Source organism: Hymenobacter nitidus (genome assembly GCF_020447315.1).
GTDB classification, from domain to species: Bacteria; Bacteroidota; Bacteroidia; order Cytophagales; family Hymenobacteraceae; genus Hymenobacter; species Hymenobacter nitidus.
In genome coordinates this window covers 102702-125345 of record NZ_JAJADQ010000002.1, presented here as the reverse complement: position 1 = coordinate 125345, position 22644 = coordinate 102702, and the positions used below count along the sequence as shown (strand labels likewise).

At 61.5% G+C, this 22644-nt stretch carries 20 protein-coding genes; 6 read left to right on the top strand and 14 right to left on the bottom strand.

The window, feature by feature from the left end; translation table 11 throughout:
• Positions 1-19 precede the first annotated feature (19 nt).
• The 6 genes from LGH70_RS03840 to LGH70_RS03815 all read right to left on the bottom strand — a co-directional run bounded on the left by LGH70_RS03840 (position 20) and on the right by LGH70_RS03815 (position 3822).
• On the bottom strand, positions 20-613 hold the full coding sequence (locus LGH70_RS03840; RefSeq protein WP_226182882.1) for a TIGR04282 family arsenosugar biosynthesis glycosyltransferase: 594 nt from the start codon (positions 611-613) through the stop codon (positions 20-22).
• Between the two features lie 39 nt (positions 614-652).
• Positions 653-1180 (bottom strand): rhodanese-like domain-containing protein, encoded by a 528-nt coding sequence (locus LGH70_RS03835; RefSeq protein ID WP_226182880.1) that lies wholly within the window; start codon positions 1178-1180, stop codon positions 653-655.
• Positions 1181-1282: 102 nt separating this feature from the next.
• Complete coding sequence (locus LGH70_RS03830) at positions 1283-1621, bottom strand: arsenosugar biosynthesis-associated peroxidase-like protein (RefSeq protein WP_226182878.1); 339 nt, start codon at positions 1619-1621, stop codon at positions 1283-1285.
• An 86-nt stretch (positions 1622-1707) separates the two neighbouring features.
• Positions 1708-2247 carry a heme NO-binding domain-containing protein gene (locus LGH70_RS03825; protein ID WP_226182876.1) on the bottom strand — a complete coding sequence of 180 codons (540 nt, stop codon included), beginning with the start codon at positions 2245-2247 and terminating at the stop codon, positions 1708-1710.
• 148 nt (positions 2248-2395) lie between these two features.
• Positions 2396-3262 (bottom strand): anti-sigma factor, encoded by an 867-nt coding sequence (locus LGH70_RS03820; protein ID WP_226182874.1) that lies wholly within the window; start codon positions 3260-3262, stop codon positions 2396-2398.
• Between the two features lie 2 nt (positions 3263-3264).
• Positions 3265-3822, bottom strand: a complete 558-nt coding sequence (locus tag LGH70_RS03815) for an RNA polymerase sigma factor (RefSeq protein ID WP_226182872.1) — start codon at positions 3820-3822, stop codon at positions 3265-3267.
• Positions 3823-4058: 236 nt separating this feature from the next.
• On the opposite strand from LGH70_RS03815, the gene LGH70_RS03810 reads away from it, so the two are divergent.
• Positions 4059-5456, top strand: a complete 1398-nt coding sequence (locus LGH70_RS03810; RefSeq protein WP_226182869.1) for an NAD-dependent succinate-semialdehyde dehydrogenase — start codon at positions 4059-4061, stop codon at positions 5454-5456.
• 263 nt (positions 5457-5719) lie between these two features.
• Here LGH70_RS03810 and LGH70_RS03805 read toward each other — a convergent pair whose 3' ends face one another.
• The 5 genes from LGH70_RS03805 to LGH70_RS03785 all read right to left on the bottom strand — a co-directional run bounded on the left by LGH70_RS03805 (position 5720) and on the right by LGH70_RS03785 (position 13738).
• Positions 5720-6484: a YdcF family protein gene (locus tag LGH70_RS03805; RefSeq protein WP_226182868.1), complete on the bottom strand. Its 765-nt coding sequence runs from the start codon at positions 6482-6484 to the stop codon at positions 5720-5722.
• A 110-nt stretch (positions 6485-6594) separates the two neighbouring features.
• Positions 6595-6951, bottom strand: a complete 357-nt coding sequence (locus LGH70_RS03800) for a thioredoxin domain-containing protein (protein ID WP_226182866.1) — start codon at positions 6949-6951, stop codon at positions 6595-6597.
• A gap of 118 nt (positions 6952-7069) precedes the next feature.
• Positions 7070-8854 (bottom strand): DUF885 domain-containing protein, encoded by a 1785-nt coding sequence (locus LGH70_RS03795; protein ID WP_226182863.1) that lies wholly within the window; start codon positions 8852-8854, stop codon positions 7070-7072.
• Positions 8855-8961: 107 nt separating this feature from the next.
• A complete protein-coding gene (locus tag LGH70_RS03790; RefSeq protein ID WP_226182861.1) occupies positions 8962-10032 on the bottom strand; it encodes a 3-oxoacyl-ACP synthase III family protein in 1071 nt (356 codons plus the stop codon).
• 328 nt (positions 10033-10360) lie between these two features.
• A complete protein-coding gene (locus tag LGH70_RS03785; RefSeq protein WP_226182859.1) occupies positions 10361-13738 on the bottom strand; it encodes a PAS domain-containing protein in 3378 nt (1125 codons plus the stop codon).
• A 178-nt stretch (positions 13739-13916) separates the two neighbouring features.
• Between LGH70_RS03785 and LGH70_RS03780 the strand changes: the two genes are divergently transcribed.
• The gene (locus LGH70_RS03780) at positions 13917-14537 is read left to right on the top strand and encodes a DNA-3-methyladenine glycosylase I (protein ID WP_226182857.1); all 621 of its coding nucleotides are present in this window, start codon (positions 13917-13919) and stop codon (positions 14535-14537) included.
• Between the two features lie 68 nt (positions 14538-14605).
• Positions 14606-16045: a DNA/RNA non-specific endonuclease gene (locus LGH70_RS03775; protein ID WP_226182855.1), complete on the top strand. Its 1440-nt coding sequence runs from the start codon at positions 14606-14608 to the stop codon at positions 16043-16045.
• Positions 16046-16595: 550 nt separating this feature from the next.
• Here LGH70_RS03775 and LGH70_RS03770 read toward each other — a convergent pair.
• Together LGH70_RS03770 and LGH70_RS03765 are read right to left on the bottom strand one after the other, a co-directional pair.
• Entirely contained in the window at positions 16596-17597 is a 1002-nt protein-coding gene (locus LGH70_RS03770; protein WP_226182853.1) for a glycoside hydrolase family 43 protein, read from the bottom strand.
• A gap of 262 nt (positions 17598-17859) precedes the next feature.
• On the bottom strand, positions 17860-18705 hold the full coding sequence (locus LGH70_RS03765; RefSeq protein WP_226182851.1) for a phytanoyl-CoA dioxygenase family protein: 846 nt from the start codon (positions 18703-18705) through the stop codon (positions 17860-17862).
• Positions 18706-18956: 251 nt separating this feature from the next.
• Between LGH70_RS03765 and LGH70_RS03760 the strand changes: the two genes are divergently transcribed.
• Positions 18957-19496 (top strand): nuclear transport factor 2 family protein, encoded by a 540-nt coding sequence (locus tag LGH70_RS03760; RefSeq protein ID WP_226182849.1) that lies wholly within the window; start codon positions 18957-18959, stop codon positions 19494-19496.
• 17 nt (positions 19497-19513) lie between these two features.
• Here the strand turns inward: LGH70_RS03760 and LGH70_RS03755 are convergent, their stop codons facing one another.
• Positions 19514-20707 carry a lactonase family protein gene (locus tag LGH70_RS03755; RefSeq protein ID WP_226182844.1) on the bottom strand — a complete coding sequence of 398 codons (1194 nt, stop codon included), beginning with the start codon at positions 20705-20707 and terminating at the stop codon, positions 19514-19516.
• Positions 20708-21033: 326 nt separating this feature from the next.
• Here LGH70_RS03755 and LGH70_RS03750 point away from each other — a divergent pair, with 326 nt between their 5' ends.
• Both LGH70_RS03750 and LGH70_RS03745 read left to right on the top strand, forming a co-directional pair.
• A complete protein-coding gene (locus LGH70_RS03750; protein ID WP_226182842.1) occupies positions 21034-21387 on the top strand; it encodes a DUF5713 family protein in 354 nt (117 codons plus the stop codon).
• A gap of 111 nt (positions 21388-21498) precedes the next feature.
• Positions 21499-21945, top strand: a complete 447-nt coding sequence (locus tag LGH70_RS03745) for a hypothetical protein (RefSeq protein WP_226182840.1) — start codon at positions 21499-21501, stop codon at positions 21943-21945.
• Positions 21946-22644 lie beyond the last annotated feature (699 nt).

Sequence of the window (22644 nt, the reverse complement as noted above, 5' to 3'; positions counted from 1 at the left end):
CGTGTTTTCAACGCCCCCTTTATTCTACCGCCCGCCAAGCCTGCAGGTCCTCTTCCGTGTCTACGTCGCGCAGCACGGGCAGCTGGTGCACCCGCAGGTTCAGTTGCCGGGCATCGGCCAGCAGCTCGGCCAGCACCGAGTCGGTGCTCCAGGTTTTATTCTGAAAAAACGCGGGCTGCAGCCGCTGCATCCCCAGCAGATAATAGCCCCCATCAGCGGCCGGCCCCACCACCACCTCGTGGGTGCGCAGCGCGGCAAACGCCTCCCGCACGTGCCCCGCCGACAAGGTGGGGCAGTCGGTGCCGATGATAACGGCGGCCGTGGCGCCCTGCCCGAAGCTGTAGGCAAACGCGGCCTGCATGCGGGCCCCCAGGTCGAGGCCCGATTGAATGTGCTCCTCGTAGCCGGGCCAGAACGGGGCCGCACCACCCGGTTTTTCCTCCGCCAGCCACACCAGCCGGCGCACGGGCAGCTCGGCCGTTACGGCGTGGGTATGGGCCAGCAACTCTTCGTAGACGGCCAGGGCGGCCCCGTCGCCAATGGTGCGGGCCAGGCGGGTTTTTACCCGGCCCAGCTCGGGCTGGCGCGCAAAAACAAGTAAGTGCTGATTCAAGTGGCTAAAAAGAATTTGAAACCGGCCGGGCCCGGCTGTTTACTGGTACACTTTATTGCCGCGGCTCAGCCACGGTCCCCACAGCGCCGAATACGGATGGATATTTTGGGTCGGCCCCTGGGCATTGTAGACGGGCAGCCCCTGGTTGACCCACTGAAAGATACCGCCGTACAGGTTTTGTACCCGCGTGAAGCCCAAGGCCTTGAGCCGCTCACCCACCTTTTCGCTGCGGTAGCCCACCGAGCAGTAAACCACTACCCTGCGCGTGCGGGGCACGCTGGCAAAGGTGGCTTTCTCATAGTGGTCGAAGTCGACGAACCGGGCGCCGCGCAGGTGGCTGACGGCGTATTCGGCCGGCGTGCGGGTGTCGAGCAGCAGCACCGAGTCGGGGTTGACGCGCAGCTGCTGGGCCAGCGCGGCCGGCCAGATAACCGGCACCGTGTTGCGGTAGAGGGTGCGCAGCAGCTGGTCGTAGGCCGGGTTGTCGCCCGACTGCGCGTTGGAGCCGCAGGCCGACAAGAGCAGCGCCCACACAGCACCGGCAAATCGTTTGATGGAGGCTTTCATTACAGGCGTTGCCGGGCGCAAAAAAGAGGTAAATGCACTGGAAAAGGCGGGAAATACACCTACGGGAACAAGCCCCGCACCGGACTTTCCCGCCCCTCCGGCTTACATGGATAGTTCTTTGGCCTTGTTCATCATCTGGACCCCGTGCACCAGGGCCGCCCCACCCTTGATGGCGGCGGCCACGTGCACGGCTTCCATCATCTGGGCCTCGTCGGCACCTTTCTGCAGTGAGTCGGTGGTGTAGGCATCGATGCAGTAGGGGCACTGCACGGCGTGGGCCACGGCCAGGGCAATCAGCGCCTTTTCCCGCTCGGTGAGGGCCCCATCCTTGAATACTTCACCGTAGTAGTCGAAAAACTTGCGGCCCAGTTCCGGCTGCCATTCCGAGATATTGCCAAATTTGGCCAGGTCGGCCGGGTTGTAGTAGGTTGACTTTTCCATGGTGGGGAAATTAGAGGAAGTGAAAGCTCAAGGTGGGAAAAAACCGGCTGTGATTGTACAACGCAGTTGCCCTACCGCCGCGGCGCTTACCGCTGCCGCACCCGAATAACGACGCGCTCCTCGTTTTCACTGGTCAGCGGCGTCACCTCAATGTCATCGGCTTCGTCGAAGTAAGCCGCCAGCCCGCGGATAATACCTACGGCCAGGGCCCCCATCCGGCGCTCCGACTCGTACTCCACCCGCAGCTCCTTTTCCGATAGGCGCGTGACGTGCAGAATGGGCGGACGCGTGCCCGGGGCATCGCGCCGAACGGCTCCGTGCATGGCTTCCTCGGTGTTTTCAATCATTTCCAGGGTGCCCCAGCCCGGCTGTACGTAGCGTTTGTAGACCAGCATCAGGTCGGGCACCAGAAACTCGCCGAACTTCTCCTGCAGCTGCACGGCCGGAATACCGGTCATGATGGCGGCCTGCCCGACCAGCGCAAAAATGTGCTCGTCGGGGTACACGGTCATCATGTCGAAGTCGGCGCTGGGCAGCCCCGACAGCTCGACCAGCTTCAGCCAGGTGCTGTGGTCGTACTGGGTTTGCACAAAGCGCTTGAGCAGATTAATAATGGAGCCGTGCACGAAAAAGGGGAAAGGATGAAGGTACAAAGCTACGCAACCCGCCCCAACTACGGCCTAACTTGGCGGACTACCGGGGCCTGGGAAAATGCAGCAGCCCCGGAAAAAGCCAAAAGCAGGCTTCCTCCGGGGCTGCTAGGTGTGCCTACGGCTAGAACTTGCCGATAACCGTCAGGGTCGAAAGCGTCGGGTTTTCGCTACCGCCCTCGGGCTCTACCGTCATGGCAAACGCCTCAGCATTGGTCACGTCCTTCATCTGCTGGATACTGTCGCCGGCGGTGGTAGCCGCCGCCAGTACGCCTGCATCCACGGGCGTGCCTTTGTCCATGGCCCAGAGCTGATACTGCTTGCCCTGGGGCAGCGTGGGTAGGTTGCGCACGTCCACGTATACCGCTTTCGTGGCTTTGTTATAAAGCACGCGGGCCTTAGCTTCGGGCGCCGTAGGCGTACCGGCCAGGTCCACGGCCCGGAACTGCTCATTGCGCAACACGGCCAGTTCCTGCGTCCGGGTGTCGAGGCGCTTTTCTACGGCCTGCATAGTCGAAGCCACGCGCGTCTGATCGGCTTGCAGGGCCACGAGCTGGGTTTCACTGTCCTGCCACCGATTGTACAAAATCAGGTTGGCCGCCGCGCTCAGCACCAGCAAGGCTACCGAGGCCGCCATCATCCAATTAAACCCGGATGCTGCAACTTCTTCCGCCGGCTGGACCGAGGCAATGGGCCGCACTACCGTTTCCGGGGCAGCCGCTGCGACGGGAGCCGCCGGGGGCGTCGTAGTGTCGGCGCCGTGAATAGCGGCCTGAAAGCCTGCCAGCACCCGTTCGCGCATCCCGGCGGGCGGGGTTTGCGTATGCGCCTGAGCATAGCTTTCCAGGCCCTGCTGAATAAGGGTGAGTTCCTGCCTGACTTCCGGGTAGTCGGCAGCGTAGCGCTCCACTTCGGCGCGCTGCGCCGGGTCGAGTACGCCCAAGACGTATTCCTCTAGAATACCGGATTCGATGTAGTCCTGAATGTTCACGATTATCGAATCAGTTTTGCAAGTACTTTGATGGCCGCCCGGGCCCGGGTTTTCACCGTTCCCAGCGGCAGGTTGAGTTCGTCAGCCACTTCGCTTTGTGTAAATCCGCCAAAATAAAGCAGGTCAATGATTTGCTTTTGCTCCGGAGCAAGCTTGTTGGTCATTTCCTGCAAACCAATGTGCTCAGGCCGGAACGTAGGAGTGGCGGCCTGGCGCAGCGCTGCACTCTCTTCGATAGGCTGCATACGACTACCTACGCGGTATTGTCGGGAGCGGATTTTGTCGATTGCCAAATTGCGCGAAACATTCAGCACCCAGGTAAACAGCCGTCCTTTGGACGGGTCGTAGGACTGAAACGAGTTCCAGATCTTGACCAGGCTTTCCTGCAGGACGTCTTCGGCTATTTCCTCTTTTTTGACAATGCGCAGGATGACGCCATATAAAGCCGATGCATACTTATCGTAAAACAACGTCATGGCCGATTCATCCCGGTCGCGTAACCGCTGCACGAGCAGGTCCTCGGAGGTAGATGTCGGTGATTCGGGAGTGGTGGGAGACACAGGGGAACAGCTATGAAGGGCGAACAGCACGTAGGCTACATGCCACTGATGAGACGAAAGTACACTTTAAAGATTATTTGGCGGCACATTGGCGGTTTGAAAGCGTAGCAAAGGAAGTGGCAACCCTTCTACGGCTGTGCTTGCCCAAAGCTACATCGGCGCAAACCTATGTTGTGCCTAACAGTACCATCTTCCAGTTGTTTTTAATCCTTTGACTCTGCTTTTCCCCTTTTGCCATGGCGATAGAATCATTCAATCCTTATACCGGCAAGGTGCTGCGGCGCTTCCGGGCCTTCTCCTGGGTTAAAACCGAGCGGATTCTGGGCCAGGCCCACCGGGCCGCCGCCACCTGGCGCGAGTCGTCGTTTGTGGAGCGCCGCCGCCTGATGCACCGCGCCGCCGAGCTGCTGCGCGCGCGGCAAGACGAGCTGGCCCGGCTCATGGCCCTGGAAATGGGCAAGCCCGTCGCCGATGGCCGGGCCGAAATCCAGAAGTGCGCCCTGACCTGCGACTACTACGCCGACCACGCCGAGGAATTCCTGCGCGACGAGGACATCAAAACCGAGGCCCGGCGCAGCTTCATTGCCTACGAGCCCCTGGGCGTGGTGCTGGCCATCATGCCCTGGAACTTCCCGTTCTGGCAGGTCATCCGGTTTGCCGCCCCGGCCCTGATGGCCGGCAACGTAGGCCTGCTCAAGCACGCTTCCAACGTGCCCCAGTGCGCCCTGGCCCTGGAAAGCATCTTCCACGACGCAGGCTTCCCTCCCGCTACCTTCCGCACCCTGCTCATCGGCTCCGATCTGGTGGAAAAGCTGCTGCAGGACGACCGGGTGAAGGCGGCCACGCTCACGGGCAGTGAGGAGGCCGGCTCGAAAGTGGCCGCCACAGCCGGAGCCCAGATCAAGAAAACGGTGCTGGAACTGGGCGGCTCCGATGCCTTCGTGGTGCTGGCCGATGCCGACCTGGAGCTGGCGGCCAAAACCGCCGCCCAGGCCCGCATGGTCAACTCGGGGCAGAGCTGCATTGCGGCCAAGCGCTTCATCGTCGACAAATCCATCGTGAAGCCGTTTATCAGTCAGCTCAAAACTCACCTGCTGGCCCTACGCACCGGCGACCCGCTCGACGAAGCCACCCAGTACGGCCCCCTGGCCCGCCCCGACCTGGCCGACGAGCTAACCAAGCAGGTGCAGGACTCGGTGCAGGCCGGGGCCCGCGTGGAGCTGTTCGGCGGGCAGGCCAAGCCCGGCACGGCCCTGTTCCGCCCCATGATACTGGCCAACGTGAAGCCCGGGCAGCCGGCCTACTACGAGGAGCTGTTCGGACCGGTGGCCATTATCATGGAAGCCCGCGACGAAGCCGATGCTGTGCGCCTGGCCAACGACTCGCGCTTCGGCCTGGGCGGCTCGGTCTGGACCCGCGACGCCAAGCGTGGCGAAGCCGTGGCGCGGCGCATCGAGTCGGGGGCCGTGTTCGTGAATGCTATGGTAAAGTCGTCGCCGGAAATGCCGTTCGGGGGCGTTAAAAAATCGGGCTACGGCCGGGAGCTGTCCTACCTCGGCATCCGGGAGTTCGTCAACCAGAAAAGCATCTGGGTGGCCGGCGAGGCCCCGGTGGCAAAGAAAAAAGTGGAGTAAGACTAAGGTACTAATGTGGGGAATGTGGTTTGAATGTGAGAAATGTGAGTGAATGTGTCCTTGCGAGGCTTAAGCCGTGGCAAGGCATCCTCTGGCAATGACAAACTCCTTTGCACCAGAAAGCCCTTTATTCCAGTCGGAGTAAAGGGCTTTTCACATTAGAAGGCTCCACCCATTTCAGCGGACCGATTGCTTCGCTCTGCTCGCTATGACACGGGTTAGCACAGTCCCCACATTTAGCACCTTCAAATTACATTCCCACATTAGCAATACCCGAGCAGCTTGTAGGTCAGGTAGCCGGTTATTTCGTGCAGTAGGTGGCTCCAGCGGCCAAAGGCGCTGGCATCGGGGAGCCAGTAGCTGGGCGTCCGGATGGGGTCACTGGTGCGGTAGTCGGCCGGAAATGGGGTGGGCTGCAGGCCAACTTTCCGAAAGCAGGCCAGGGCGCGCCGCTGGTGAAAGGCGGAGGTAATCAGCATGATGCTCTTGATTTCCGGATGCTGGGCCAGCAGCTTTTTGGTGTTCAGAGCATTTTCGCGGGTGTTGCGGCTAGCCTCCTCCACCAGAATATTCCGGGCCGGCACGCCCGCCAGGCGCAGCAGCGTCGCTAGGTCGTGGGCCTCGGTATGTACTACTTTGCGGATCGAGCCCGAGCCGCCACTGACGATAATATACTTGATGCGGCCGGCCCGGTAGAGCCACAGCGTGTGGGTCAGCCGGTCGGCGCCCTCCCCCAGATACACCCGGTCGTGGGGCGACTTCAGGGGGCGCGTCACGCCAGTGAGCAGCACGCCCGCGTCGTGGGGGGCCAGGGTGCGCAGGCCCACCGGGGGCATTTCCCAGGCCAGGTACGCCTCGTTGATCAGGCCGCTGTTAGTACCGATAAAGGTGAGAGTCAGGGCCGAAATAAGAAAGCCGCGCTGCCACCGCGGATGACGGCGGCTGAGCAACGCGGCGGCCAGCAGAGCCAGCAGCCACACGGCGGGCTCCAGCACAAACGGCAGAAATTTGGAGAGGAGAAAAAACACGGCCGCGAAGCTAGGGTAAATTAGCCGCCCCTGGGCCTAAAGCAGCAAAAATGCAACAGAAACGTTGCCAGCTCCGGCCAGCAGAGCCCAGGCGTCTTTGTGCCGGCGCATCAGTTGCTCTGGGGCAGAAACGCGCGCAGGCGCTCCAGCATGCCCTGCACTTCGGCCTCGGTCGTCAGCGTGTCGCATTCCAGGATGCGGCCCTGGCAGTAGCTCACAAAAAACGGTGCTACTTTCTGCTGCATCAGTTTCTTGGCTACCGGGCTTTCCTCGGAGGCCAGCCTTAGGAACAGGATGGTCTGGTAAGGCTCATCGTCGGCAAACTGGGCGAAAGGCGGGGCCAGCAGCTCGCACGTGGCGCAGTTATCCGACGTGAACTTGGCAAACACCTTCAGGTGCTCGTGGGTGTAGCGGCGCAGGCCTTCGTCGTTGGTTTCGTAGATGCGCTGGCGGTCTGTTTCTTTCATAAGCGGGCAATGCGTACGGGGCTCGGAACCGGAATTTCGGGTGATAGGCAGACAACCAAGCCGCCCCGGAAATTCCCATCCGGGGCGGCTTGGTCCGCGTTTTCAGGCAAGAATGTGCCTACGCTTTCTTCAGCATCATGGTGCGGATGTAGCGCACTGGGGCGCTGCCGTAGCTGAGAAACTGCTCGTTGAAGGCCTTCAGGTCGAACTTGCTGCCCTGCTCCTTTTTCAGCTCCTGGCGCAAATCGTAGATTTCGGTGTAGCCGGTGAAGTAGCTGCTCAGCTGCACCTGGCTCAGCGTCGCGCGCAGCCACTTGTTGGTAGCCTCCGACTTCTCCTGGAACCCGTCGCGCATGAGCTGATTCACGATGCTGGCCTCGGAGGCGTTGTTCACCTGGATTTCGTGGTCGATGATGGCGTTGATGGTCACGCGCATATTCCACTTGTCCCACATCAGCCACATTTCGTCGGTGTTGCCGCCGTAGCCGCTTTCCAGCATCATGCGCTCGGCGTACACGGCCCAGCCCTCAATCATAGCCCCGTTGCCGAAGATGGATTTGATGAGCGAGGGGGAGCGGTTGGCATACACCAGCTGGGTGTAGTGACCCGGAATAGCCTCGTGGATGTTCAGAATCTGGAGCGTGTACTCGTTGTATTCGCGCAGGTAGCTCTCCGCATCGGCCGCCGACTGCCCGTCGAGGGGCTCCACGTTGTAATAGGTGTTGGCGGCCTTATCGTAGGGGCCTGGGGCCGACACCGAAGCTCCGGCTCCGCTGCCGCGCATGTAGAGCGGGGTTTCGCGCACCACCAACGGCTTGGTGGGGTCCTGGGTCAGCAGCTTTTTATCGTTCACGAACTGCACCAGGGCCGGAATCTGGGCCTTCACCGCATCCACGAAGCCGGCCTGGGTGGCGTGCTTTTCCGAGAGCTTGCCAATTACCAGCTTCACGGCCGCCAGCGAGTCGGTGGGCAGGGGCTGGCCGGCAAAATACTTGGGCCAGAGGCGCGCGGCCCGCTTTTTCATGTCGCGCAGCAGCTCGGCTTTGTGCGTCAGGGCCTTCTGATACACCTGGTCGGCGGAGTAGCTGCTCTGAATGTCGTAGTAGAACTTCCGGTCGTAGAGCGCCTTACCCAGGCGGAAGCTGCGGAACTTGCCGGCCGGCAGCACCTCGTTCTGCAAAAAGGCAATGTAGTTCTGCACCACCAGCCTAGTGGTAGCTACCCGGTCACGGAAGTCCTTTTTCTCCCGCTCCGAGAGCTTCGAGCGGTTGAGCGAGTCAAGCAAAGCCGGCCCGAACACGTCCAGGGCGCCCTTGTTCTGCTTAATGGCCAGATCGGTATGCTCCCGGGTGGGGTTCTGAATGTTGTCTTCGGCGGCGGCGTAATAATCGGCGGCGCGGGATATTTTCAGCGAAATGCTGCGCAGACGGCGGTCCAGGGGCTGGTAGCGGCCGTTCAGAATCTCGGCCACCGACGAGCCCAGGTTGTAGGCAGCCGGGTTCCATTGCCAGTCGCGCAGCGTGTCGGCGTACCAGCGCGAGCTGTTCAGGTAGTTCTCAATCAGCCGGAAGTCGGTCTGGTTATTCACCGACAGCTCCCCGACCGGAAAGGCTGCCAGCTGCTGGCGCACCCGGGCCTGCACGGCGGCTTCGGTCTGGCGGCGGCCGGCGTTGGGCACCACCAGCAGCGAGTCGTAGCGGTGGTAGCCCTGGCTGCTGGCCCACTCGGGGTTGTAGTACCAGAGCGAATCGATGAACTGGGCCTTGAACCGGTCGAAGTTGGCGTCGGGGGTGGGCACTTCGGCTGAGCCGGCGTGCTGGTCGGAGCCGCAGCTGCTCAGCCACAGGGCCGTAGCGCAGCCGGCGGCCACCAAAAGAAGCTTGGGCGTAAAGGGTTTGGTCATGAAGGAGGAGAAGTGAGAAAAAGCGAAAGCAAGGTAGCCCACAATGCCCCGATTTCCGCCATGCCGGGCCCCGGCTTCTTGGCTCCCAACCCCGCCGCTGGGGCCGCCTAGTACTGGTACACCACGGCGTTGATGTTCATGCCCGCCCCCACCGAGGCAAAAACGACGGTGTCGCCGGGGGCAATGTGCTGGTTGGGCAGCTGGCCTTTCTGCAGCAAGTCCAGCAGCGTGGGGATGGTAGCCACCGAGCTATTGCCCAGCCAGCCGATGGTCATCGGCATCATCTCCAGGTTGGGGCTGCCCGCGTCGTAGAGCTTGAAAAGGCGCTCCAGAATGGCAATATCCATCTTCTCGTTGGCCTGATGAATCAGGACCTTACGCACCTGCGAAAGGGGCACGTTGGCTTTGTCCAGCGCGGTTTTAACCACCAGGGGCACCTGCTGCAGGGCAAACTCGTAGAGGCGGCGGCCGTTCATCTTCATGTAGCGGTTGGGGCTTTCGGCCTCGTCCGGCGCATACGACTGCCCCATGCTCAGCAGCTCGGCGTAGTCCACGGCGTGGGTCTGGGTGTGGTGGGCCAGAATGCCGCGCGGGCCGCTCGTACTGGCTTCCAGCACGGCCGCGCCGCTGCCGTCGCTGTAGAGCATCGTGTCCCGGTCGTGGGCATCCACCACGCGCGAGAGGGTTTCGGTGCCGATAATCAGGCAGCGCCGCGCATCGCCCGAGCGGATATAGTAGTTGGCCTGAATAACGGCCTCCAGCCAGCCGGGGCAGCCAAAGGCCATGTCGTAGGCCACGCAGTTGGGGTTGCGGATGCCCAGTCCGGCCTTGATGCGCGAGGCCAGGGAAGGCACCAGATCCACGCGGTTGCTGCCGGCCGTCACGTCGCCGAAGTTGTGGGCCACGATGAGGTAGTCCAGGGTTTCGGGGTCGAGGCCGGAGCTGGCCAGGGCATCGGCGGCGGCCCGCAGCCCCAGGTCCGATGCGCGCTGCTCGGGCGGGGCATAGCGCCGCTCCTGAATGCCGGTAATTGCCTGAAAACGTTCCAGAACCGACGCCGGCTCCTGGGTAATAAGGGCGCCTTCCTTGGTGAAAAAGCGGGCGGAGAGGAAATCTTCGTTCCGAACAACGATGCCGGGAATGTAGCTACCGGTTGCCGTGATGATGGACTGGATCATATGGAAAGCAGATAGCACAGGCTGCTATCAGAATGGTCAGACTCTGGTAAAAAGGGCAAGGTAGCTCCCAACCGGCATACTCGACGGTATTAATTTCCCCGGCCTGCCCCGGCTACCGGGCCCGCACCCGGCTAAAGTAGCGGCAGACTGACTCCAATCCGGCTTTTTGCGGCCAGGAAGAAAAGCTACTTCGGGACTTCACCTGCTCTTGCGGGAAACAGAGTTTCAGTCCCCGGCCGGGTTTTCCAACCGGCCGGGGGCGTACGCACGAAGCTGGCTACGGGCAATTGCGCAAGGAAGCCAGCCGCTGTGGGCGGCGCGGTCCGGCTCAGTGAGGGAAATACGCGGAAAAGGTGGTGCCCTCCCCTACCTGACTGCGCACGGTGATTCTGCCGCCCGCGTTTTCCATGATGCGTTTTACCATGTAGAGCCCGATGCCGGAGCCCTCGACGTGGGTGTGCAGGCGCTGAAACATGGCAAACAGCTGGTCTTTCCGCTCCAGGTCGAGGCCCAGGCCGTTGTCGTGCACGTGCAGCACCACAAAGGCGCCGTCTACCTCGGTGCGTACCCGCACGAGCGGCGGGCGCTCCGGGTGGTGGTACTTCAGGGCGTTGCTGAGCAGGTTATACACCACCGAGCGCAGGTTTTTCTCCGAAAACAGCAGCGGCGGGCACTGGCGCACGTCCACGTCGAGGGTGCCGCTGGTTTGGCGCAGCAGCGGGGCCAGGTCCAGGCGCACGTTGTCGATAACGGCGGCCAGCTGCACCTGGGCCACGGGCTGGTCGTGCTCCTTCTGCAACCGGGATACGGTGGTGAGGTGCTCAATGGTGCGCTTGAAGCGGTCCACGGAGTTGTGCATCAGGTCCAGGATGTGGGCCACTTCGCCGGCCATGGCGCCCGGGGGCAGCTCGTGGCGCAGCATGTCGAGCAGGCCTTCAATGTTGGTGATGGGCGCCTTCAGGTCGTGGCTGGCCGTGTAGATGAAGTTGTCCAGGTCCACGTTGGTACGCGTGAGCTGCTCGTTGGTCTGGTGCAGCTCACCGGCCAGCTCCAGGGCCTGCTGGGCGCTGGCCTCAGCCCGCTGCCGGGCCTCCACCTGCTCGGTCACATCCGACACCAGGGTGTAGAATCCCACCACCGCGCCCTGGCGCACATCGGGCACGTAGCTGGTCCGGATGTGCTTGGTAAAACCTTCACGGTAGGGCATGCGGGCCTCAAAGTCGAGCCGCTCACCGGCCAAGGCGCGCTCCATATAGGGCCAGGCGTTGGCAAAAGCCTGCTCACCGACCACCTCGCGCACCGGCCGGCCCAGCAGCTCCTCGGGGTTTTGATTGAACCAGGCCTTGTAGGCATGGTTGGCAAAGCGGTATTTCAGCTCGTGGTCGAGGTAGCCGATGAGCACGGGCAGGGAGTCGGTGAGCAGGCGTAGCTGCTGGGCACTGGCCTCGCTGGCTTGGCGGGCCCGCACCTGCTCGGTTACTTCGAAGGCAAAGACCAGCACGCCATCAATGCGGCCCTGTTCGTCGCGGCGGGCCTGCTGGATGTAGTTGAAGTAGCGGTCCTCCAGTACCCCATCAGGGCGGGTCAGGGGCACGAGCATTGCCGACTCTTCGTGCGTGACGCCAGTTTCGTAGATCTGCCGGAAGATGCTCATCACTGAGTGCTGGGCCAGTTCGGGCACAGCTTCCAGAAACGTCTTGCCCAGCAAGGGCCGGTCTGGCAGCAGCCGCTGATACTGCGGATTCACCAGCTCGAAGACCAGCTCGGGGCCGGCCAGGATACAGATGGCGGCGGGAGCTTCCATAAACAGGCGCTGCAGCCGCTCCCGCTCGGCCTCGCGCTGCCGCCGGGCCAGCACTTGCCCGGTTACATCGTAGGCAAACACGGAAATACCGGCTATCTGCCCGTTTTCGCGGAAGGCCTGGTAGGTAAAATTGAAGTAACTGGCCTGTGCCGACGGGTTCTCGCCGGAAGTCCAGGTCAGCGGAACTTCCGCCCCGACGTAGGTTTCACCGGTTGCGTATACATGGTCCAGCAGGCTAATAAAGCCCTGCTCCTGGGCCTCGGGCAGCGCTTCGGCCAGGTCCCGGCCCACCATGGTCCGCCCCGAAAATAAGCGCTGGTAAGCCGGATTCACATACTCGACGCGGTGCTGCGGGGCGCGCAGCAGCTGAATCAGGGCCGGCGTTTGCTCGAATATCTGATAGAAGGTTTCGCGCTGCTGCGCCTGCTGCTGGGAGGCCAGCAGCACCTTACTCTGCAGCATCTCCGCCTCCTGCCGGGCCAGCACCTTATCCGTTACATCAACGATGAAGGCCAGAATGCCCTGGGTCTGGTTCCGCTCGTCGAACAACGGCTGGTACACAAAATCCACGTAGTGCAGCTCGGGCTGGCCCGTGGCCGCGGGCAGTAGCCGGATGGGCTTATCCGTACCTGAAAAGGCCCGGCCGGTGGCGTATACCTGGTCGAGCAGGCCGATGATACCCTGCTCCCCGAATTCGGGCAGGGCCTGGGCCACGGAGAGCCCCAGGTGAGCGCGCCCCCCGGTCAGCGCCAGGTAGGCGTCGTTGAAAAAGGTGTAGCGGTGGTCAGGGCCGTCGAGGGTGGCAATAAAGGCCGGGACCTGCCCCAGAATCTGCTGGAGCCGCCCCTGCTCCAGCTGCAGCCGGGTGCGCTGCTGCTCGGTTTCGCTCAGGGCCACGTGCAGCTGCTTGGTGCGGTCGCGCACCCGGGCTTCCAGCTCCTGGTTTAACTGCTGAAGCAGAAACTGAGTGTGGGTCAGCTCGGCATTGTTGGCCAGAAACTCCTCATTGGAAGCCTGAATTTCCTCGTTGGTAGTGGCCAGCTCCTCGTTTAGCTCCTGCACGTGCAGGCGGGCCAGCACGTGCTGGGTGACGTCGGTAGCTACTACCAGCACCCCCGTCGTAGCTCCGGCCGCATTGTGCTGGGGCTGGTACACGAAGTTGAAGTAAATCGTTTCGAGCTGCCCGTGGCGCTGCAGCTGCACGGGCAGCTCGGTGCCCGTGTAGGGCTGGCCCGAGTGCAGCACGCCGTTCAGCAGCGCGTCGATGCCCTGGCCCTGCAGCTCGGGCAAGGCCAGCAGCAAGGGCCGCCCCAGGAGCTGCGACTGGGTGCGCGCCCAGATTTCGCACACCGCCGGGTTGGCCAGCGTAATGCGGTATTCGGGGCCTTCGAGCAGGGCAATGGCCACCGGCGCCTGCTGCAGCACGTCCTGCAGCTGCTGGCGCTGGGCTTCGGCGGCGGCGCGGGCCGTGTGCAGCTCGGCCTGGGCCCGGCGCAGCTCCTCTTCGACGGCCGTGCGGGGCTGGTCGCCGGTGTCGGTGAAGCTGACCAGCAGCTGGTCGCCGCTGCGCCGGGCGGCGAGGCGGAAGTAGTTATCGAGGCCGTCGTGCTGGTAGTTGACGTTGTAGTGGCCAGCCTCACCCGTAAGAAAGGTGTCGCGGTAGAAAGCGAAAATACCCGTTTCCCGCGCGTTGGGATACAGCGTCAGGAAGGTGGCGGCCGGGCGCTCGGGCAGTTGCAGCATCCGCTGGGCGGCCGGGTTCAGGTGCTCGTAAGCCAAGTCGACGATGGTGGCCGCGTCGTCGGGGGCCCCATACACGGGCCGAAACAGGATGATGCCCGTCAGGGACAGGTCCAGAACACTCTGAAGCAGGCGGTCGGCGGGGTCGGCGGTGAAATTCATGCGGGGCGGGCAGCAGCGGAAACGTAGGAACCGTAACTACGGGCAGCTGAACGGCACGCAACTATCGGCAAACAGGATGGAGTAGAAACGCGGAAAGCCCGTAGGGGTTATAGCTACGCAAAGCTACAAGCTCCGCGCCAGCCCCAGCCGTTCGCCCTCATTTTCCGCAGCAACACGTATGAGCCTGTTCACTTACGCCACCCTGGGTTCGTCGGGCCGCTGCCCCTGGGCCGACCAAAACGAGTTGCTCAGCTCATTTCACGACCATGAGTGGGGCGAGCTGGTGGCCGAAGCCGGCATCCTGTTCGAGTACCTGGTGCTGCACACTTTCCAGCTGGGGTTCGACTTTCCGGTGGTGCTGAAGCGGCGCGAAGGGTTTCGGGAGCTGCTGGCCAACTTCGAGCCCGAGCGTATTGTCCGCTTCGGGGAAGAGGAAATAGCCGAGCTGCTGCTCAACCCGCGGATTCTGCGCAACCGCCGTAAGCTGGAAGCTACCGTGCAGAACGCCCGGGCTTGGCTGCGCCTGCGCCAGGAAGTAGGCGGCGAGGCCGGGCTGCTCCCGTTTTTCTACCAGTACGTGGGCGGCCGGCCCGTCGACAACCGCCGCAGCGCGGCCAACCCCGTGCCCGTATCGACGCCCCAGAGCGAGGCCATGAGCAAGGACCTGAAGCAGCGCGGCTTCGTGATGACCGGCCCGATGACGTGCTACAACCTTCTGCAAACGGCGGGGCTGGTCAACGACCACCTGCTGGGCTGCCCCCGGCACGCGGAGTGCGTGGACCTGGCCGCCCAGGTTTGAGAGGATGGGCGCACAGGCGGTGGCCAGCGGCGTAAAAACTGACTGCCGATATCTGCTACCTTCGCGCCATGCCACGCCTCCTGTTTTTCCTGCCCATCGTCCTGCTGGCCTGCTCCCAGCAGCAGCCCGAAACCGCCCGTACTCCCCTGCCCGAAGGTCCGCCGGCCATTCCGGTGCAGTCGGGCCCGCCGACGCAGGCGGCGGGCCGCTTGCTCGAAACCTTCGAGGCGGGCAGCAAAGGAGCATACTCTACGGCCGATGAAACCCTGGAAACCGGCCCCTGGCACTTCGAGGATGCCCTGATTGGCGCGGCCGACCAGGACCATAAAAACGGCCAGCACGCGGCCCGCCTGCGCAACTTGGGCCGCCTGCGCATGAACTTCGACGCCCCGGCTCCGGTGCGCAGCATCCGCATCAGCGCCGCAGCCTACGGCGACGACCCGGCCAGCACCTGGGAGCTGTGGGGCAGCGTCGACGGGGGCCGCACGTTTCGCCGCATCGGTCAGCCGGTGCGCACCCAGGGCCCGCGCCTGGCCGTGAATACCTTCAGCGGGGGCACCACGGGGCGGCTGCGGCTGGAAATCCGCAAAATCGGGGGCAGCGGCCGGCTCAACATCGACGACATTCAGCTGGAAACCACGGCAGCAGGCAGCGCGGTAGCCGGCAGCCCTGCCGGTGCTGCTACGGGCGCTCCGGCCGGCACCTCCCTGCCCCCGGCCACCACGGGCCAGGCCACGGCCGTCGTCACGAGCCGCGACGACAACATGGCCCTGGGCAACCCCAGCGGCGCCAGCAGCAGCGCCAGCAGCCTCAACAACTACCTCATCAGCAAGCCCCAGTTCAGCCTGGGCTACCACGCGGGCCGCGGCACGCCGATTTGGGTGAGCTGGCACCTGAACCGCGCCTGGATAGGTGAGGCGCCCCGCCAGGACGACTTCCGCCCCGACCCGGCCCTGCCCCGCGGCGCCTACGCCGTGACGCCCCGCAGCTACTCCGGCTCGGGCTTCGATAAAGGCCACAACTGCCCTTCGGCCGACCGCACCAGTGACCTGGACGACAACTCGGCCACCTTCCTGATGACCAACATGATTCCGCAGGCGCCCAACAACAACCAGCGCACCTGGAGCAGCCTCGAAGAATGGGGCCGCACGCAGGTAGGCCGGGGCCAGGAAATCTACGTCATAATGGGCAGCTACGGCAAGGGCGGCACTGGGGCCAAGGGCTTCATGACGACGCTGGACGGCGGCCGAGTAACCGTGCCGGCCCGCGTCTGGAAGGTGTTGGTGCTGCTGCCCGAAGGCTCCGACGACCTGCGGCGCATCCCGACCCAGGCCCGTGTGCTGGCCGTGGATACGCCCAACGACAACGCCGTAAGCGCCGACTGGAGCCAGTACCGCGTCTCGGTCGACGCCATCGAAAACGCTACGGGTCTGGATTTGCTCAGCCAGCTGCCCGTGGAGGTGCAGGCCCGCCTCGAAGCCCAGGTAGACAAGGGCCCGACGCGGTAGAAGCGGATGCAGAAGCACATAGCCAGCTATTTTGCACTGGTTTTTCTTCTCGTAGGCTGCTCAAGCCCGTCGACGGTTTATTGCTCTGATATCTTAGAAAAGATAAAAAAGTGAGGGCACAACTTGAGAGTAGAAAACATATATAAAAATGGCAGATCTACTTTCTTTCAAGGAACTTCACTCAATAAAGGCAGTAGCGTACTAGACAACATCTTACACACAGACGGCTCTTATTTTGCTGAGGTAAGAAACAGATGTGCCATAGGTGACACGTTGTATAAAAAGCGGGGCAGCTTGTCAACAATCATAAAAAAGAAAGACAGCAATATTGAGTTGGTGTACCAATGCAATGATACTACCTACTTCGCTCCACCAATTATTCTAACATTTAGTAAAACAGCTAATTAACCCCGGCGCGGCAAGCCGGATGCTGAAGTACTACAGTTGCCTGGCTGTCATCCCCATGTGCTATACCCCCGAGCAACTGCTAAGGATGCTGCGGGAGTATCGGGAGGTAGGCATTAAGAAGCCTTACCCCAATACCAACTGGCTACAGCGGCTCCCCGAAATCCGGGGAGCCGTCGGGTTTCCAGCCGAAGGGCTTGTAGCGAATCTGGCGGGCCCAGCCGGCCTGGCTGCGGCGCGCGGCGTGGTAGATGATGTAGTCCTGGCCGTGGAGCTGCACAAAGGAGGCGTGGCCGGGGCCGAAAATGGTGGCCGTTTTGGCGAAAACCGGCGCGGGCTCCTTGCGCCACGAAGCGGGGTGCAGCGGGTCACCACCCAGGTAGGTGAGCTGGCCCAGGCAATAGTCGTCGGTCCAGCTGCCGCTGGCGGAGTAGATGATGAAGGTGCGCCCGGCGTGCTGTAGCACCTGCGGGCCTTCGTTCACGTGCGGGTAGCCCTGCATTTCCCACGCGTATTCGGGCCGGGAAATGCACACCCGGTCCGAGCTGATGGTCCAGGGGTTGCTCATGCGGGCCAAGTAGATGTTCTGGCTGACGTTGGTGAAACCCTCCCACCCCGACCAGACAAAGTACAGCTCCCCGTTCTCGGTACGCAGCACCGTCCCGTCGATGGCCCACCGGTCGGTAGGCACGGCGAGCTGGCCTTTGAACTCGTAGGCGCCCTGCGCATCAGCGGACGTGGCCTGCAGCGTATACAGCCGCTCGGCACCGTTTTGGGCGTTATACAAAGCGAAGTAAATACACCACTGCCCCTCAATCAGCTGCAATTCCGGCGCCCAGATTTCCAGGTATCCCGGCGGTGCGGCAGACGCATTGGGCCACACCGGCACCAGCTCGGCCGCGGCCATTTCTTCGAGCCGGGAAAAGCGCGCCACCAGGATTTGCCGCTTCTGCCTGTCAACAGTGCAGTAGTAGAGCTGGCCTTCGTGGGCAATAACCCAGGGGTCTTCGCCAGCGCCGACCAACACGTGGGTCTGGTCGGCGCTGGGCGGCAGGGCCCGGGCCGCGGCCGTCAGCTCGTTGATGCGGGCCACGGTCATGGGCATTAGCTGCGCCTGCTGATCGGGATGGTCGTCGGGTATGGGCATGGCAACTATGGAGCAGGATTAGAAACTAGTTCCCCTCCTTTTTCAAGGAGGGGTCAGGGGTGGTTGCCAGGGCTAGAAAGTTAAGGCTAGTTATCCTCCCTCCTTTTCATCTCGCGCAGCAAGCGGCGTGCGGGTTAAGGTGTTAGGCGAACCAGATTCTGTTCAACGATTGAACCACCCCGCCCTGCGGGCACCCACGCCGCTTGCTGCGCGGAATTTGAAAAAAGGAGGGAAAATTGGTTTACTCACTTTTCCTTACGCATCAGGCCTCGCCCATCATCAGGCCCTCAATGGTATGGGCCTGCACGATGGGCTCCAGGGTATCGACCACGCGGCAGGTCAGGTGCTGCTTCAGGCGCTCGGGCAGGGCGGCGTAGTAGGCGCGGGTAAACTGCAGGTCGTGGCGCTCGGCGTTGGTGGCCGTGGGGGCATCCACGCCCAGTACCAGGGCAGGCCGCGACTTATCGGAGTGGTTGGCCGTACCGCGGTGGATGGTCAGGGCCGAGCGGGCCGAGATGTCGCCCATCTGGGGCAGCTTGCGCTGGGCCCGAGCGGCGTAGCGCGCACTGTTGCTTTTGGGCGGAAACATGCCGTGCTCGAAGCTCTCGGGCAAGTCCCACTGGGTGCCGGGCGCAATTTCAAACGGACCCATATCTTCCGTCACGTCCACCGTGGTCAGGTTGAAAGCCAGGGAGTTGAGCCGCCGGCCGATAATCGTGTCGTCGGGGGCGGGAAAGTCGCGGTGCCAGGGCTGATTCATGGCGCCGGGGTTGGGCACGTCGAAGCCGATTTCCACGATTTTGTAGTCGGGGCCCAGCACGGCCTCGCACACGGTCGTGACCCAGGGGTGCGTGGCCAACTCCACGAAGCCGCGGATGTTCTCGGGGTGAATCTCGACGTAGTGCCGCTTCGGGCCCCGCCCCAGCGCGCCGCCGGGCCGCTGCAAGGCGTCGTGGTAGAGCCAGGCAATGTCTTCGCCCAGCTGCCGGGCCCATTCGCGGCTGAAAGCGCCTTTGAGGCCAATAATGCCGTCGCCGTAGAGGCCGCCCATAATCTGCGCCAGGTCGTAGGGGGCCGTCACCGGGTTGTTTACTTCCACTGTTTCCATCCTGCTCTGAGGTTAGTATTCGTAGATCTGCATCCGGAGCACCGGCAGCGCAAGCGCAAGTATGACGCGTGGGAGCGGGCCGGGCCGTAGTTGCCTAACGCATCCGGGCCGGGTTTGGTGGCAATAGTGCCGCTCCCAGCCGTAGAATCGGCTTTACGGCGCAGCTTGGTGACCTTGCTAGGCAACGGGCTTTCTTCTTACATTCATTCCCATTCTGGCTACTTCCCACTACCCTGTTCCCGGCTTACGTAATGCTTACCGCCTTGCTCACCTCCGTTGCTTCTTCCCGGCCGCCCTGGCCAAGTCATCAGCTGGCCCTGCTTGGCGTTGGGCTCCTCGTGGGGGCCTGCTCCGGTACCCGGCCGGCTTCTTTACCGACTGCCACCCGCCCCGCGCCCGTCGATAAAGCCCTCTATGCTACCATTGCCCGGCAAGACAGCCTCCTGTTTGTGGCCTTCAACCGCCACGACCTGGCCCAGCTCCAAACCTTCTTCGCCGAAGACCTGGAGTTCTACCACGACAAGGGCGGGCTGGCAAACTACGAGCAAAACCTGGCGGGCTTCCGGCGGCTGTTCGAGCAAAACAAAACCACCGGCCTCAACCGCCAGCTTGTGCCCGGCACCCTGGAAGTCTACCCCGTCAAGGGCTACGGGGCGGTGGAAACCTACGAGCACCGCTTCTGCCACCAGGAAAACGGCCAGGCTGACTGCGGCACCTTCAAAAACATGATGATCTGGCGCCTCCAAGATGGCCAGTGGAAGGTAACCCGGGTCGTCAGCTACGGCCACTGAGCCCCAACCCACCCTGCTTAGCGCCGCGTAAAATCCGGCAGCAGGCGCAGGCATACCGGCGCCGGCACCTGGGCCGAATGGCCCGTGGGCGTCAGTTGCCCGGTTTTGGCCGCGACGTGAAAGGAGAAAATCGTGTTGGAATTCTGGTTGGCCACCAGCAGCAGGCGGCCGTCGGGCGAGAGGGTGAAGTTGCGCGGCGTCTGGCCTTGGGTACTGACGTGTTGCACCAGCGTGAGTTTTCCGCTATCCGCCGCCACAGCCAATACCACAATACTGTCGTGCCCGCGGTTGGAGGCATATACAAAGCGGCCGTCGGGCGAAACGTGAATGTCGGCGCAGGCATTGGCTCCGGTGAAGCCTGCCGGCAGCGTGGGCACGGTGTGCAGGTCAGCAAATGTGCCCTGGGTTGCATCATAGCTCAGGGCCGTAACGGTGGCGTTCAGCTCGTTGACCAGATACGCCCAGCGGCCATTCGGGTGAAAACCCAGGTGGCGTGGGCCCGCGCCCGGCTGCCCGGCAAAGGCCGTTTTGCCCGGCAGCTGCGGCAGGCCCGAATCCGGGTTCAGGGCATAGCGCAGAATCTGGTCGTTGCCCAAATCTACGGCCAGCACGTAGCGGCCGGCCGGGTCGGGCAGGATGCAGTGGGCGTGGGCGCGGTCCTGGTTTTTGTGGGGCCCCGCGCCTTGGTGCTGGTCGACCATCGTGGCCGGGGCCAGCTGCCCACCGGCCAGCACCGGCAGGGCACTGACGGTACCGCCGAAGTAGTTGGCCACCAACAGGCCGCGCCCGTTGGGCGTCAGACTCACGTAGCAGGGCCCCGCGCCGTCTGACGGCTGCTCATTGAGCAAGGTCAGCCCGCCGCTGGGCTGGTCGAGGGCAAAGGCGCGCACCGAGCCCGTGCCGCGCCCCTGAAACTCCAGTGTGGCATTGACGGCGTAGAGGAAGCGGTGGTCCGTGGAAACGGTCAGGAAACCGGGCTTCGTGCCGCCCCGAAAGCCGGCCACACGGGTAAGCGCGCCGGTGCCGGGGTGCAGGCGGTAGAGAAAAATATTGTCCTGCTCGGCCGGGCCGTAAGTGCCGATGTAGAGCAGGTATTCCCGGCCGGCGCGGCTGGGGCGGCCCGCCACGCAGGCGGCCAGCAAAGGGCCGGCAGCCGCCAGGGCAGCGCGCTGGACGAAGGTGCGGCGGGTGTAAGTGGGTTTCAGCTTCATGCGGAGCACCGGGCCGGTTGGCACCGTCGAGAGTAGAAAAAGTGACCGGCTCAAGGTAAGCAAGCCGCGCCAGATGCCTACTTTGCCTTTCGTAACCACTTAGCAAAGCCTCAAACTAATGCCATTATTTGGTAAACATATAGAGCGTTTTTTAATAATCTATTGACCCATTTAAGTAAACACTTATAGCTAATATGGTTTTTTGTTTACCCCACGGGTAAACACTCGCTCAACGTATAGTACACCATACACCAAGCCGGGTAAACAACATACGCATTTATTATATCAATGACTACCAATTTACCTTTAAGTGCAACAACAAAAGCATGGCAAAGCAGCAAATCCAGCTTCAGAACGAAGCCATCCGAAACTATTCCTTTCTGGCGGAAATGTACCAGGACTCTTATTTTCCCAACAACTTAGTCGACAAAGGCAAGGTCATTCTGGTTAAGCTATGCGATGATATCGAGCAACAACAGCCCCAGGACCTGGAAGCGTTGTATGCCCTGACTCACGCCGCCACCGACGAATTCAACGACTTGCAGGAGGATTTCTGGGAGGCCGACAGTGAGATTGGAACCGCCGCCCGGGAGTGTATCGGCACCGATTTCGACTTTGTGGCCAAGGCGTATGGGTTTGAGGCCGATATAGAGGAACTGATAGCCACGCGGGAGTGGTGAGGCAGCCGGCATACTAGCAATTATTCATCTCTCACCAGATTCAACGCTCCGCTTGAGGCTGCTACCCCTGCTACTTCTAATAATTATATTTCTTACACTTAAACCCGTTGTATGGGTCCCAATGTAGCAGACCTAATTTCACTTTTTGATGAGGTCTTTTTAACGCTCGGCCAAAAACCCCTGCTGCATAATCCGGATTTTACGTTGGACTGGGAGCTAAATGAATTCAGGCGGTTCTGCTCCGTTCCTAAGCGTAACAGAGTAAAGCTGGCTTTTGAGCTTAGCCCGGATGGCGTCAGTTTCTGGATTGACAGAACCAGCGAAATGCCGGATGTGGGCTACGACTTTATCAGCAACAACAGAGAGCAATTCAAGGAATTGCTCCTGATGATCTTTGGCAGTAGCATTAGCGTTAACTATAAAGGCAATAGAACAACCTTGTATTTCATTCCTGCTGACAACATTTTACTAGCTACCTATACTTTCCATTATGGCCTTTTGCCTAGCTGGTTCAGGCCCAAAACGATGCGGCTCTACGACCCTTACTTCGAGGAATAAAACTTCCTAAAACGGTTTAGCTAAGCTAAAGCTAACCATTCCGCCTTCCTTTCCTACCTTCCCGGCTTCAACTCCGAAGCTGATGAAACTACCGTTCCTGCTAGCCCCACTCCTTTTCGCGTCCTTTCATAGCCTAGTCCAGCAGAAACATCAACTTCTACAAAGGGGCTCATCGAGAATAGAGTGCTTTGCTGGCCTGGACACACTCAAAGCATTAGGGGGCAAAGGGTGCTACAATACATTCTATAAAAGAATAGGAAAGACCTATGTGCTTGCTATAAAAATTGATTCTTTTCCACACGTGGGCAGGTGCCTAACCGTAAATTCAGCAGCAACTTCGCGACGCTTCTCTGCCACACTCTCTATATACAGTCGCGGCAATGCTCATCTCCACAATATTTGCTCCGATGTTAGGATTGTCAATGCTCCTGTTGCCAGCAGAAAGTTAACCAGCACGACAGGTCAGATAATAATTGGCAATCATGAGACAGTGGGTTACTATGGCATGGAATCTAACAGAGTACCCATTTCAAGAGTATCTATTTTAATCAAATCGTTGATCTTCTACGATCCAAAAACGCATAAGCAGATCTTGCTTAAAGATGAGTTATTCTGGCGGGTAATAAACGATCTGAATGAACAAGGATAGCCTATCTAGTTTATCCTCTTCTCTACCCTGCCCATTTTAATGCTCGCTCG

Excerpts from the sequence above, each read along its gene's own strand:
- LGH70_RS03835 (WP_226182880.1), bottom strand. The coding sequence starts at position 1,180 with ATGAAAGCCTCCATCAAACGATTTGCCGGTGCTGTGTGGGCGCTGCTC.
- LGH70_RS03830 (WP_226182878.1), bottom strand. The coding sequence starts at position 1,621 with ATGGAAAAGTCAACCTACTACAACCCGGCCGACCTGGCCAAATTTGGC.
- LGH70_RS03810 (WP_226182869.1), top strand. The coding sequence starts at position 4,059 with ATGGCGATAGAATCATTCAATCCTTATACCGGCAAGGTGCTGCGGCGC.
- LGH70_RS03800 (WP_226182866.1), bottom strand. The coding sequence starts at position 6,951 with ATGAAAGAAACAGACCGCCAGCGCATCTACGAAACCAACGACGAAGGC.
- LGH70_RS03795 (WP_226182863.1), bottom strand. The coding sequence starts at position 8,854 with ATGACCAAACCCTTTACGCCCAAGCTTCTTTTGGTGGCCGCCGGCTGC.
- LGH70_RS03790 (WP_226182861.1), bottom strand. The coding sequence starts at position 10,032 with ATGATCCAGTCCATCATCACGGCAACCGGTAGCTACATTCCCGGCATC.
- LGH70_RS03785 (WP_226182859.1), bottom strand. The coding sequence starts at position 13,738 with ATGAATTTCACCGCCGACCCCGCCGACCGCCTGCTTCAGAGTGTTCTG.
- LGH70_RS03780 (WP_226182857.1), top strand. The coding sequence starts at position 13,917 with ATGAGCCTGTTCACTTACGCCACCCTGGGTTCGTCGGGCCGCTGCCCC.
- LGH70_RS03775 (WP_226182855.1), top strand. The coding sequence starts at position 14,606 with ATGCCACGCCTCCTGTTTTTCCTGCCCATCGTCCTGCTGGCCTGCTCC.
- LGH70_RS03770 (WP_226182853.1), bottom strand. The coding sequence starts at position 17,597 with ATGCCCATACCCGACGACCATCCCGATCAGCAGGCGCAGCTAATGCCC.
- LGH70_RS03765 (WP_226182851.1), bottom strand. The coding sequence starts at position 18,705 with ATGGAAACAGTGGAAGTAAACAACCCGGTGACGGCCCCCTACGACCTG.
- LGH70_RS03760 (WP_226182849.1), top strand. The coding sequence starts at position 18,957 with ATGCTTACCGCCTTGCTCACCTCCGTTGCTTCTTCCCGGCCGCCCTGG.
- LGH70_RS03755 (WP_226182844.1), bottom strand. The coding sequence starts at position 20,707 with ATGAAGCTGAAACCCACTTACACCCGCCGCACCTTCGTCCAGCGCGCT.
- LGH70_RS03750 (WP_226182842.1), top strand. The coding sequence starts at position 21,034 with ATGGCAAAGCAGCAAATCCAGCTTCAGAACGAAGCCATCCGAAACTAT.
- LGH70_RS03745 (WP_226182840.1), top strand. The coding sequence starts at position 21,499 with ATGGGTCCCAATGTAGCAGACCTAATTTCACTTTTTGATGAGGTCTTT.